The sequence below is a fragment of the Marisediminitalea sp. genome (genome assembly GCF_984433645.1).
Genome location: NZ_CFIDRX010000019.1, coordinates 22,581 through 35,684, shown reverse-complemented (window position 1 = coordinate 35,684; position 13,104 = coordinate 22,581). Strand labels below are relative to the sequence as shown.

Annotated in this window: 11 protein-coding genes; 1 reads left to right on the top strand and 10 read right to left on the bottom strand. The window is 51.7% G+C overall.

Annotation, left to right across the window (positions count from 1 at the left end; genetic code table 11):
• Window positions 1-60: 60 nt before the first annotated feature.
• The 10 genes from relA to djlA all read right to left on the bottom strand — a co-directional run bounded on the left by relA (window position 61) and on the right by djlA (window position 10,402).
• The gene (gene relA, locus AC4MRN_RS04605) at window positions 61-2,241 is read right to left on the bottom strand and encodes a GTP diphosphokinase (protein ID WP_475071097.1); all 2,181 of its coding nucleotides are present in this window, start codon (window positions 2,239-2,241) and stop codon (window positions 61-63) included.
• Between the two features lie 87 nt (window positions 2,242-2,328).
• Entirely contained in the window at window positions 2,329-3,690 is a 1,362-nt protein-coding gene (gene rlmD / locus AC4MRN_RS04600) for a 23S rRNA (uracil(1939)-C(5))-methyltransferase RlmD (protein ID WP_491202626.1), read from the bottom strand.
• A gap of 3 nt (window positions 3,691-3,693) precedes the next feature.
• Window positions 3,694-4,074, bottom strand: a complete 381-nt coding sequence (acpS, locus tag AC4MRN_RS04595) for a holo-ACP synthase (protein ID WP_370240945.1) — start codon at window positions 4,072-4,074, stop codon at window positions 3,694-3,696.
• Window positions 4,075-4,084: 10 nt separating this feature from the next.
• A complete protein-coding gene (pdxJ, locus tag AC4MRN_RS04590) occupies window positions 4,085-4,837 on the bottom strand; it encodes a pyridoxine 5'-phosphate synthase (RefSeq protein WP_255051302.1) in 753 nt (250 codons plus the stop codon).
• Window positions 4,838-4,959: 122 nt separating this feature from the next.
• Complete coding sequence (gene recO, locus AC4MRN_RS04585) at window positions 4,960-5,655, bottom strand: DNA repair protein RecO (protein WP_491202625.1); 696 nt, start codon at window positions 5,653-5,655, stop codon at window positions 4,960-4,962.
• Between the two features lie 20 nt (window positions 5,656-5,675).
• Complete coding sequence (locus tag AC4MRN_RS04580) at window positions 5,676-5,945, bottom strand: hypothetical protein (RefSeq protein WP_073320332.1); 270 nt, start codon at window positions 5,943-5,945, stop codon at window positions 5,676-5,678.
• The gene (recJ, locus tag AC4MRN_RS04575) at window positions 5,942-7,663 is read right to left on the bottom strand and encodes a single-stranded-DNA-specific exonuclease RecJ (protein WP_491202624.1); all 1,722 of its coding nucleotides are present in this window, start codon (window positions 7,661-7,663) and stop codon (window positions 5,942-5,944) included. The genes AC4MRN_RS04580 and recJ overlap by 4 nt, the downstream gene beginning before the upstream one ends.
• A gap of 86 nt (window positions 7,664-7,749) precedes the next feature.
• The gene (gene dsbC / locus AC4MRN_RS04570) at window positions 7,750-8,478 is read right to left on the bottom strand and encodes a bifunctional protein-disulfide isomerase/oxidoreductase DsbC (RefSeq protein ID WP_073320336.1); all 729 of its coding nucleotides are present in this window, start codon (window positions 8,476-8,478) and stop codon (window positions 7,750-7,752) included.
• Between the two features lie 161 nt (window positions 8,479-8,639).
• Window positions 8,640-9,557 carry a site-specific tyrosine recombinase XerD gene (gene xerD / locus AC4MRN_RS04565; RefSeq protein WP_491202623.1) on the bottom strand — a complete coding sequence of 306 codons (918 nt, stop codon included), beginning with the start codon at window positions 9,555-9,557 and terminating at the stop codon, window positions 8,640-8,642.
• On the bottom strand, window positions 9,554-10,402 hold the full coding sequence (gene djlA / locus AC4MRN_RS04560; RefSeq protein ID WP_370240938.1) for a co-chaperone DjlA: 849 nt from the start codon (window positions 10,400-10,402) through the stop codon (window positions 9,554-9,556). The genes xerD and djlA overlap by 4 nt, the downstream gene beginning before the upstream one ends.
• A 455-nt stretch (window positions 10,403-10,857) precedes the next feature.
• On the opposite strand from djlA, the gene AC4MRN_RS04555 reads away from it, so the two are divergent.
• Window positions 10,858-13,068, top strand: coding sequence for an LPS-assembly protein LptD (locus tag AC4MRN_RS04555; RefSeq protein WP_370240937.1), 2,211 nt, complete (start codon window positions 10,858-10,860; stop codon window positions 13,066-13,068).
• Window positions 13,069-13,104: the final 36 nt, after the last annotated feature.

Sequence of the window (13,104 nt, the reverse complement as noted above, 5' to 3'; positions counted from 1 at the left end):
GTGTTGGGATCGCGCAACGCAGCCATAATGCCAAGCAGGCGATCCAGCGCTTCGCCGGGGCTAGTTGGATTTTCGTCTGACATCGAGTACGTCCTTCAATTGCCCAAGTTTAGACATCATTCGCGACAGGGTGTTGAGGTCCGCCACTTCAACCGACAGCGCTATTAACGCGGTCTGTGTCGACTTGTCGCTTTGACTGTTTACGCCCAACAAAGCTACGCCCTCATTAGCCAGTACGGTAGTAATATCGCGCAGAAGACCGGTGCGATCGCTACAATACACATCAACGGCTGCTTCAAACCCGACATTAAGTTCATCAGACCAATTCACCTCTATCTGACGCTCAGGATGCTGAACCAGTAAATTCTGCAGCTGGTCACAACTTTCTTTGTGAACGCTTACCCCGCGGCCTTGGGTGATATAACCCAGAATAGGTTCACCTGGCACAGGCTGACAACAGTTTGCCAGTTGGCTTAACAGGTGCCCCACGCCCTGCACCACCACAGAGTCTTTTTTGCCTTTGCTGCGCGCCGCTTTACGGGTTTTCAGCTTAGGACTTAATTCAGGCTCAGTTGGCGGTGGCGCAAGCTGTTGTTGCAGGTAATGCACTACCGACATAACCCGTACATCACCGGCACCGATAGCGGCATACAGTTCATCCAGCGATGGCGCGTTGAATTTTTCGCAGGCCTCGACGGCTTTTTTCGCGCTGATATGGACTTTGGCCAGTTCGCGCTCCAGCAGCTCTTTACCTGCCTGCTGATTCTTCTCTTTATCCTGCTTTTTGAAGAAACTGTGAATAGTGGCACGCGCTCGTGATGAGTGCACATAGCCCAATCCCGGATGTAACCAATCCCGCGACGGGTTCGGCTCCTTGCCAGTTAATACATCAACCTGGTCGCCACTGTGAAGCTGATAGGTAAAAGGCACAATCCGGCCGTTAACCTTGGCCCCGATACAGCGGTGGCCCACATTACTGTGAATGTAATACGCAAAATCGACCGGTGTTGACCCCTGCGGCAAATCAATCACATCACCGCGAGGCGTAAACACATACACGCGATCATCAAATACCTGGCTGCGCAGCTCTTCCACCAAATCGCCTGACTCGGCGACTTCTTCCTGCCACTGCAGGATTTTTCTCAGCCAGTTGATTCGCTCGTCGTAGCCAGACGCTTTGCCTGTGCTGCCTTCTTTGTATTTCCAGTGCGCCGCTACGCCCAGTTCTGCGTCCTGGTGCATTTTTTGAGTGCGGATCTGAATTTCTACGGCCTTACCTTCCGGTCCGACGATCACGGTATGAATAGACTGATACCCATTGGCTTTTGGCGTGGCAATGTAATCGTCGAATTCATTGGGAATATGCTTGTAGTGCGCATGCACCGTGCCCAGCGCCGCATAGCAATCCTGCAAGCGTTCAGCAATGATACGCACGGCACGGATATCGAACAGCTGCTCAAAAGTCAGGTGCTTTTTCTGCATCTTTTTCCAGATGCTGTAGATGTGTTTGGGGCGGCCGTACACTTCGGCTTTAATATGCTCAGCATCGACCAGCGATTGCAGCTCGGTAACGATGTTGTCGATGTATTCGGCGCGCTCGCGGCGTTTACCGTCGAGTTGTTTGGCGATTTGTTTGTAGGTAACCGGATGCAGGTAACGGAATGCCAGGTCTTCCAGTTCCCACTTTAACTGACCAATACCCAGCCGGTTTGCCAGCGGCGCATAAATAGTCGCGCATTCACGGGCCACCATGACCCGGGTTTCTTCGTCGGCTTTTTTAACCTGCTGTAACGCACAGATACGCTCAGCCATTTTAATGACTACCGCGCGCACGTCTTCCACCATGGCGAGTAACATGCGGCGAATGCTGTCGATGTGCTGTTCGTCCGGCGCAGACAGTTTGCTGGAAGACTGTTTGCGGTTGTGCAATGAACGAATGGCGTCCATGCGGCGCACGCCAACAATGAGCTGCTCAATTTCATCGCCGAAGGTGTCTTTCACTTCGGCGTCGGTCAGCATGTGTTGCTGACAGTAAGGAAAGACCAATGCGGCCTGGAGTGTCGCATCATCCATGTTGAGCTGATGCAGTATTTCAACCATTTCCTGACCCACCAGCAGTTGCTCGGGCATGTGCGAGATTTCACGCAGTTTTTGCCGCGTTTCTTCAGACATATCCAGGCTCGCCAGCCATTGCTCAAAAGGCGGCCGTTGTGCTTCATGCACTTTACGGGTTGAAACCATGATTCTTCACCAATTGTCCTGAGTCAGTTGTTACTTCAAGCAGATCTTACAGGCCTAAGACCCTAGCTGTCCGTGTTCTGTTCCCGCTTATTGCGGTGTCAGCAGCATCATCATTTCAACGTGCTGCGTATACGGAAACATTTCCATTAAAGCGACTTTGTTAATGCGATAACCCGCTGCCAGCAACGGCGCAATGTCGCGATCAAGTGTCGCAGGGTTGCAAGATACATACACGATTGCGCCGACCTTGCGTTTTGCCAGTTGTTCGCACACAGTGTGCGCGCCTTCCCGCGAGGGGTCCAGTAACACTTTGGTCTTGTTGTGAATGGTAAGCGCACTCACAATATCGCTATTTGACAGATCTTCGCAGCGCCAGCTGATGTTGGTTATGCCCTGTTGCTGCGCACTGAGATCGGCGCGTTGCACCATAGTGGCAACCCCTTCAACGGCAGTCACGTGACTAACTTTTCTGGCCATCGGCAAACTAAAGTTACCCAGCCCACAAAACAAATCCAGTACCTTGTCGTCGGGTTGCAAGTCTAACCAATCCAGCGCCTGCTGCACCATTGCGAGATTCACATCGTGATTAACCTGAACAAAGTCTTCCGTGGTCACGGAGATAAAACAGTCGTTGGCGGTTTCACAATGCAGACTGTCCTGTTCACCCCAAAGCAGCTCACTGCCGTTATCGCCATAATCAGCCCGCAGCACAACCTGGTGTGCTTCAGCGAATCTGCGCAAGTGTTCGCGGTCCTGTTGCGATAAGGTCTGCGTGATCCTGAAAGTCACTGCAACGTCATTGTTTGATGCCAATAGACTGATGTGGCCTAAGGCCTCCGGGCGTTTAAGCTGGCGAACGACCTTGTGCAATTCAGGCAGCAGTGCATTCAAAGAGGGAACTAATACCGGGCAGTCAGGCACATCTACGATCGCGCTGCTACCAGCCGCCCTGAACCCCAGTTTGATATTGTTTTTATCCCGCGCATCAACCGCAAGACGAGTTTTACGCCGGTAGCCAGGGTGTGCACTCACAATAGGCGGATGCCAAGGCAAAGCAGCTAACCGGTGATGGCGACGAAACTGAGAGTCCAGTGCTTGTTGACGCCACTGTAACGCGGGTTCAGGCGCAACATGTTGCAGGGCACATCCACCGCATTGTTCGGCTAGTGAGCAAAAAGGTGCAATCCGATGTTCAGACGCCTGCTCAACACTGACCACCTGGCCTTCACAGACTTGCTTTTTTTGTTTGGTAATAGCCACACGGCAGGTTTCACCGGGTAAGGCACCATCGGCGAACAACACTGGCTGATGACTGCGGCTGACACCGCGGCCCCGCGCATCCCAGGTATCAATGGTTGCCGTCACTGTTGCTAACGTTCCCTGACGGCTTGTATTTCGCTGTTTTGAGCGGCGAGGCTTACCCCGTTTAGGCTGATATATAGTGGCCATAATTTACCGTTTTTCCAGAATAACGGTAGCCACCGCATAATGCTGCTCATCAGACAGCGACACATGCCAGTGGGTAATACCCCGCTGTTCGCAGCGGGCTGCAAATTCACCGCTTACGTTCAACACCGGCGCCCCCAGCTCGTTGTTTTCAACACTGAGTTGTTGCCAGCCTATACCTCTGCCAATGCCGGTACCTAGAGCTTTGACAGCGGCTTCTTTGGCAGCAAATCGCTTCGCCAGATACCGTTCGGGCTGATTGTGCGTTGCATAGCATGCCAACTCAGTGTCGGTAAGTACCCGCTTCGCCAGACGGTCACGCTGCCCGCTATCGCGATTAATGCGAGCAATTTCTACAATGTCAGTACCGATACCAGCAATTGCCATGGCGCTAAGCTCAGCGTTGTTGTAACAGGGCGCTGGTACGCGCTTCCTGCATCAACTTACGCATGTCGGCCACAGCAGTGTGTAAACCGTCAAATGCCGCGCGAGCAATGATCGCATGGCCAATATTCAGCTCCAGAATTTGTGGAATAGCGGCTATAGGTTTTACATTGTGGTAATGCAATCCGTGACCGGCATTCACCTGCAGACCCAGTAAATGAGCGTATTCCACGCCTTTGCGGATCTGCGCAAGGTATTGTAGCTGCTCTGCTTCACTGGTCGCATCGGCATAATGCCCGGTGTGGATTTCGATAAACGGGGCGCCCGTGGCCTTGGCGGCGTCAATTTGTTTTTCATCGCCATCTATAAACAGTGACACCAGAATATTGGCGTCGGCTAGACGCTGGCAGGCGTCAGTAATACGGCTCAGATTGCCCGCGACATCCAGTCCGCCTTCGGTAGTCAGCTCTTCGCGTTTCTCCGGTACCAGGCAGCAGAACACCGGCTTTACCTGTTCGGCAATGCCCAGCATTTCGTCTGTAACGGCCATTTCTAAATTAAGACGGGTATTGATCGTCTGGGCAAGAATATGCACGTCGCGGTCCTTGATGTGACGGCGGTCTTCGCGCAAGTGCACCGTGATGCCATCAGCGCCAGCGCGCTCTGCAATATCGGCTGCATGGACCGGGTCAGGGTAAGAAGTGCCACGCGCGTTACGCAGGGTTGCAATGTGATCAATGTTAACGCCAAGAAGAATATCGTTCATTACCAATAGCCTGTAGGGTAAAAATGCGCGCCAATTGTACCAGCGATGCGCAGTGGGTTAAATACAGAGTGGGCTGGTACTTTCAAACCGTCGGATTTGATCACCGCGGCAACAAGGCAAGATTAACGTCCGGCTAAAAACAACTCCCTGCTTTTCAGGGGCTTGTCGCCAATAAACGGTTGTAATACATGACGGGTCAGTCGTTTAGCCGTTTTTATGGCACTGTCGGTGTAATCGCCCTCAGCCAACGACAATAAATCCTTGCCCGAATAACTATTTCGACCGGCCTGCGCTACCGCACTAAACCCCTGTTCGGCGTAAAAATCATACCAGCCCTGGGCAACAATCGGCTCAGCAGAAAACGCTTCTGTTGTCATATCCGGAATCACGCCCAACTCCGCTATCAGCGCCATCTCAAACTCACGCAACGGACGGTCCAGGCGCTGGCTTTCTTTTAACTGAACCAGGGTGTCGCCATAGGTCTGATAGACCATTTCCGCCGCCAGCCCCTGCGGCAACACGCGGTTAGTCAGTTCATTGACGTAAAACGCGCAATACAACGCATCGCCGGTCACGTTCAGTGCCGGTGCCGCAGCTTCAATTAGCGTCAGGTTTTTTAAGTCCGATTTGCCGTTCAATTGAATACGCAACGCTTGAAACGGCTGAAGTAAACTGCGTTTGTCGGACTTTGCGCCGCGTACGCCTTTTGCCACCGCACTGATGCGACCTTGCTCGTAGGTAAAGAAATCCACCAGAAAACTGGTTTCCCGGTAAGGACGGCGGTGCAACACGTAGGCATTCAGCCAATTAGGCGTCATGTTGGTTCTTAGCTCCCAGGTTAAGCGCGCTTGATCCGAACCACTTTCATTTGCTCAAACTCCATGCCCGCCACGGTTTCCGTAACAGGATAATAAGTCAGGTTTACTCTGGCCCCTTTTAACGACTGGTAGGGCTTAGTCCGTTTGAACACAAAAGGCACATCAACGCCCTCTAGCATGAGTGTATGACGCACCCACTCTCCGTCCTGACGCTGGGTATGAGATGCCACCCTGACGTTTTCGGTATGTGTCAGTGACTGATGTTTGGCAAGTAGCTTATCCACACTCATAACGGGGCAATCGCATCCACTAGCAGTTGTAATGACTCTCGGCCCCGGAAAAAGTTAACATCCAGTTGATACGCGATTTCCACCCTGCGAATCGAGGCATCAGGCCAGACTTGAGTATCAATATTAAAGGCTATCGCGTCAAACTCTTCGCCGCTGTCCGGGTGTGCCAACACCATTTTAAGGTGGCGTTCACCAACGATACGTTGCTGCACTAAATGAAACACACCGTCAAAGAGTGGTGGCTGAAAGCCCTGACCAAACGGACCGGCCTGTCGAAGCAATTGGGCAACGTCCAGACTCAGTTCGGTGTCGGTCAGCTCGCCGTCAGTAACAATCACATGCGGGTCGCCGATGTTCGCCAGCGCTTCTCCTGCATAACGAGAAAATACTGCGCTGAATTCCTCAAGTTTACCGGCTTCAATAGACAGGCCTGCAGCGGCAGCGTGACCACCGAATTTGATGATCAGGTCCGGGTAAGTCGTATCAACAACATCCAGTAGATCGCGAATGTGCACACCGTCTACCGAACGCGCAGACCCTTTTAGCGTATCATCGTCCTGCCGGGCGAACACAATGGTTGGACGCTTGTGCTGGTCTTTTAACCGGCCAGCCACTATACCAATCACCCCTTGGTGGAACGCTTCATCGAACAGCACGATGGCGTTTGGCACTTCGCCCTCAAGATCCAGTGAAGCGAGTGTTTCTTCGGCTTGTTGCTTCATGTCCTGTTCAATGGTTTTACGCTGCTGGTTGAGCCTGTCCAGCTCCACTGCCATCGCACGAGCCTGCATGGCATCATTACACAATAAGCACTCTATGCCCGCCGCCATATCGTCCAGCCTGCCGGCGGCATTGAGTCTGGGACCGACCACAAATCCCAGGTCAGACGCGGTAATTCTGGCCGCCTGTCGTTGGGCTACATCCAGCATTGCGGTGATACCCGGCCGGCAACGGCCGGCGCGAATACGCTGTAATCCCTGATGCACCAGTATGCGGTTATTCTGATCGAGCACCACCACATCGGCGACGGTGCCTACTGCAACTATATCCAGGTAATTGGCCAGATTCGGCACCGGGCGCCTGCTCTCGGCAAACCAGCCACGCTGATCGAGCTCGGCCCGCAATGCCAGCATTAAATAAAATGCCACCCCCACGCCGGCCAGGGATTTAGACGGAAAACGACAGTCCGGTTGATTGGGGTTAACAATCGCATCAGCAACCGGCAGTGTATCGGCCGGTAAGTGGTGATCGGTTACAATCACCGTCATACCCAGCGCTTTAGCGCGTTCTACACCGGCATGACAGGCAATGCCATTGTCGACGGTAATAATTAACTGGGTTCCGCGTTCAGCAGCCACATCGACGATTTCGGGCGACAAGCCGTAGCCAAAATCAAAACGATTCGGTACCAGATAATCAACCCGTTTTGCGCCCATGTCCGCCAGTGCCAGCATGCACAAGGAGGTGCTGGTCGCCCCATCGGCATCAAAATCGCCAATAACGGTTATCATGTTGTTGGCAGCAATCGCATCGGCGATTAACGCCGCCGCCCTGTCACAGTGTAGTAGCTTACTAAAATGCAACAGCGACTTAGCCCCGGTATCGAGTTGTGCCGGGGTTTGAATATGGCGGCCTTGATAAATTCTGGCCAGAACCGGATGCAGGTTTGCCGTTAGGGGGGTTGACGCCAGTTCGCGTCGGTGAATTGATAAAGCCATGAAACGTCAACGTTAGTGGATGAGTGCCTGACGGCAGGATAGCCGTTTATTGCACCAGCACTTACGCAGCGCTGGTGCGCATTGCTTTAGCCAGCTGTCGACTGCAGTGTCGACAACAGCTGATCAGCCGGTTGATAGCCAGGCACTACTGTGCCATTGGGCAGAATGATATTAGGCGTTCCGTTTACCCCAATACTGCGACCGAACTGGTATTGTTTGGCAATGTCGGTTTTACAGGATGCCGGGGCCACGTTTTGGCCTGCTTTTGCCGTGCTCATGGCATCCTTGGGATCTGTTGCACACCACACGTTAACCATTTGACGGTAAGTTGGACTGCTTAAACCCGCACGAGGGTACGCCAAATAACGCACTGTAATCCCTGCTTCGTTGTACTCGCCCATCTGTTCATGCAACCGACGGCAATAGCCACATGTGGTGTCGGTGAAAACGGTGACCACATACTTCTCTTTTTTAGCTTTGAATTCGATATAGGAATTTTCGAACTGTTTTAGCCCTTCGATGCGCATTTCAGCCAACGCAATTTCCGATTCATTGCGCATCTCTTCATCGAGATTATAGATTTTTGCCTGAAGAAAATAGGTGCCGTCAGCACTGGCGTAAAACAATCCGTTTTCAGTGCTCACCTGTACCAAACCACGTACTGGCGAGTCTGCAATGGCATGCACTTGCCACTGCAAGGTCGATTCAATTTTTGCTTTAATGTGATCATTTGCAGCGTCTGCCAGCACGCTTGCCTGAGTGTTCAATGTTAGTAAGCTCAGGAAAACGGCGACGCCGCGGGAAAACAATCTCATAGATACTCCTGTGACTGGTATGCGTTATTCACTACCAAATTATGTGAAGGTGCTGGTAAATAAGACCGCCATACCCCCGAAAAATTGCATCATACCTTATTCAACACCCGCATTGAAGATTGCTCGCCGCGGGTAAATACGGATACAACGACGAATGTGCTCTAGCCTCTTGGATGATGCTCACCAATCAGGTTTTGCAGTCGTTCCGTGGCGACATGGGTGTAGATTTGCGTGGTCGACAAATCACTGTGCCCTAACAACATTTGTACTACTCGTAAATCCGCACCATGGTTCAATAAATGGGTCGCAAAAGCGTGCCGAAGCGTGTGAGGCGACAGGTGTTCAGTAATACCGGCAACTACGGCATAGTATTTAATTCGGTGCCAGAACGTTTGCCGGGTCATTTGCACGCCGCGTTTGCTAACGAACACCACATCGGTCTGATGTTTAAGTAGTGCCGGGCGGGCAACGTTCAAATAGTGCTGCAGCGCATCGAGTGCCTGTTCGCCCAACGGCACCAGTCGCTCTTTATTGCCCTTCCCTGTTACTCTTACCAGCCCCTGAGTCAGGCTAATCTGAGACATTCTGAGTCCGGTAAGTTCACTGACGCGCAATCCGGTCGCGTAGAGCACTTCCAGCATCGCTTTGTCGCGACATTCAATGTCGTCTTCCACATTCGGCGCATCCAGCAGTGCGTCGACTTCGTCCTCACTTAAACTGCCGGGTAATTTCTTCGCTGCTTTTGGCATGGCCAGTTGCGAAACCGGATTGTCCTCGCGAAACCGCATTGTCACGCAATAGCGGTAAAAATGACGCATTGCGCTTATCGCGCGCTGGGTTGAGCGGGCTGATAATCCGTTATTATCGCGATAAGCCAGATAGTCCTGCAAATCCTCCAGCGACACCTTCACAATCAACGGGCGTTTGTCGGCAACCAGAAACATCGCTAGGTGACACAAATCGCGGCGATAACTCTGCTGCGTATTGTCGCTAAGGCCTTTTTCCAGCCACAAATGTTCGACAAACGCTTCTATATCATCCGTGTCGTTGTCGCGAAGCAACGGTCCAGTCTTGCTCATTTGAATCCTCGGCGGGACTTAACCAGCTCATAAGCCGCCTGAATGTCCTGCGCTTTTGACTTGGCAATTTCCATTGCCTGCTCTGGTAGACCTTTGGAGGCCAGTTTGTCGGGGTGATGCTCAGACATGCGTTTGCGGTAAGCACGCTTTATGGCTTTTTCATCGTCACTGGCCGACACGCCTAAAATGGTGTAGGCATCTTCCAACGTGGGACCACTATTTGACTGCGCATGGCGACGCTGCCCCTGTCCTTGCCCCTGTGAGCGAGACTGCCTGCGAAAGCGAATTTCCGCCTCATAAATTGCAATCAGGTAATCCAGATCCCGACGCACAAACCCCAGCGGTTTGGCGACCTTTTCCAACACCTGGTATTCATCCCGCGACAGATGACCGTCGGCAAAGGCCGCTTGTATGAGAATTTCCAGAAATACCTGAAGGATGTCGCGACGACCATGGCAGGACTCGTGTAATTGCTTGAGAATATCGCTTATTGGAAAGTCCCGCTCTTTCCCTTCACGAAACGCCTGTTGCGCTTCTTTGCGCGCATCACCGTGCAATTTCATGTCGTCCATGAGTCGGGTCGCAACCAGAATTTCGTGTTCGGTGACCTGACCATCTGCTTTAGCCAAGTGCCCCAGAGAAGCAAACAGACTGTGGAAAAAAATAGCCTGCTGCTTCATGGCGTCCTGGCTGGTAAAGAACCGCCCGAAACCGCCAGACTGATTAAAGTCCTGCGCATAGCCCTTATCGAACAAGTAACCGACAACCGCGCCGAGAATGGCACCGGGGATCCGAAACGCCAAAAATCCAAAAATAAAGCCGAGTACGGTGCCCCAAGATGGCATGCTTCCCTCCCATTGTGATGCTTTGCACTACCAATAACGTGCGTACTTTATCATGCATTACCGAACAACATCGGTAAACTCCCAAGGCCACGCCGCTATTTGTGTATTTTTAACGCGAAATAGCAAAAATGGTCGCGATGTGACGAGCCTGTTCACTAGGCCTGTTTAACGGATGAAGCAACGAAAACGCGTCGTCATTGCACAAAAATCGATACACCTTGGGTTATTCAGCAAAGAAATTGGGGATATCTTGGGAATTTTTCGATTTTTTTAAGGTCTGCTGTTGGTAAATGGCGACGAAGTGCATAGAATTAGCGCCTTGTTCAAACGCTTATCGGTAGCACCAGCTGTTAGTGGTAAGTGATTCATTACTTTCACCGGCGAACTTCGAGTAAGTAAATTTGTTGTCGACATCATCCTGCGCAAACACAAGGCCTCACGCCCGAACGGTTTTATTGCTGTGTCACCTGTGTGCTGCCTCACTCACTCTGCCAGCCTGGGCACAAAGCGATAGCGCAGAAGATGCCGCCTGTATTGTGACACCACCGCCATTCGATGAGAGCCGTTTATTATCGAAGAAACAAGTGAAAGTGATGTCTGACTCTGCGGAAGTGCTGGAAAATCAATTGGCCAGCTTTGCCGGAAACGTAGACATTACCACCGACAGTGCAGTGATCCATGCTGAAAAAGCGGAAGTCAGTGACAACGGCAAATCCGTTTCAGCAACCGGTAACGTTACTTACAGCGACCGTCAACTCAGCGTTAGCAGCGACGGCTTATCAGTCAGCTCGCAAACTCAGACCCTGAATATGCAAAATACGGTTTATCAGTTAACCGGCTTTGTTGGGCATGGTGCCGCTGAAGAAATCGACATCAGCGCTGACGATGGCATAAGCCTCAAAGAAGTCAGTTTCACTACGTGCCCGCTGGGTCAGGAAGACTGGCGACTGGTTGCCTCAGAAATCAGTATTGAGCAAGGCGAGACCATGGGAGAAGCCCATCATACCCGTTTTTACGTGGGTGACGTCCCCGTGCTCTACTTGCCTTACTTTGCCTTTCCAGTAAGTAACCAGCGTCAGAGCGGTTTACTTTTCCCGCTGATTAGCAGCTCAACGTCTACCGGTATAGATTACGAACAACCGTATTACTGGAATATCGCACCAAATTACGACATGACCATTTCCCCGCGATTGATGTCGAATCGCGGTGTCCAGTTAAAGACTGAATTCCGTTATCTGACCGAGAGCTCACAGGGCAACCTGTTTTTGGAATACCTGCCCAACGATACCAAGCTGGCCAGTGATGACAGCCGATACTTCTACCGCTACCAGCATCAGGGTACGCTGGGTGACAGTTGGATGGTGAATGCCGATCTGAATGGGATCAGCGACAACAACTACATCGTGGATCTGGGCTCAGATTTTTACAACCGCTCAGACACCACCATAAACCGGACACTGGGCGTAGAGTATTTTTCCAATCATGTTGATTTCAGCCTTTATGTGCGTGACTTTGACACCATTGGCGATTACGAAGACATCTACCGGGCCCTGCCTGAAGCAAAAATTCAATTGCGTCAGCCGTTGGGCGATATGCTGGCATTAACCGTGGATTCAGAACTGGCGTATTTCGACAACGCGCAGGAAAATAACCCGACTGCGCTGCGCTGGCACGTCGCTCCTACTTTGTCTTTGCCCTATCAACGCTACTGGGGGGAAATGACCGCAGAGCTAACGGTGATGAACACCTACTATCACCAGCGTGAAATAGAGGGCACACTGCTGGAAGAGGAAGTCAACCGTACACTTACCCGCGGACGCTTATTCAGCTCGTTGTATCTGGAGCGCAACGATAATTTGCTCGGCAACAACATGACGGTGACGCTGGAACCTAAAATTCAGTACCTGTACACCTCGTACGAAGACCAGTCGAACATCGGTTTATACGACACCACTGCATTGCTAAACGACGTAAACGGCTTATTCCGAGGCCAGGAATTTACTGGCCTTGACCGTATTAACGATAACAATCAAATTACTCTGGGTGTCACTTCTCGCGTAATTGACGACGCAAACAGGGAACAATTTGTCGTTAGTTTGGGTCAGATATTCTATCTTGCAGACACCCGGATCACGGCAACTACCGATGATCGCAATCGTTCGGCGTTAGCCGCGGAGCTGGATTGGCGCTTTGACGACAACTGGTTTGTGCACTCCACCGTGCAGATTGCTACCGACAACGACAAAGTTGAACGTAGCAGCATGGTGCTGGAATACCGCCGCGACAATGAAAGCCTGGTGCAAATGAGTCACCGCTTTGTGCGAGATTTGTCAGGTGAAACCATTGACCAGTTGGGCATATCAGCCAGTTGGCCGATTGCGAAAAACTGGCATTGGGTTGGACGTTCATACCGGGATCTGGAAAGAGACAGAAGCATCGAGAACTATTTTGGGGTACAGTACGAGTCCTGTTGCTGGGCAGTGCGTTTAGTCGCACAACGCAGCCTGAGCAATCGCTACGACGCGTTGGGTCAACAGAACACCAACGAGTTTGACTCGAGTATCGGATTACAATTTATATTTAAAGGAATTGGGTCAGCGCGCTCAAACCGCGACATGCTGGAAGATGGCATGTTCGGTTACCGCCAGCCCTACGTGTTAAATTAACCGTAGCATTGACCGTTCAAACACTAAGCAAGAGAG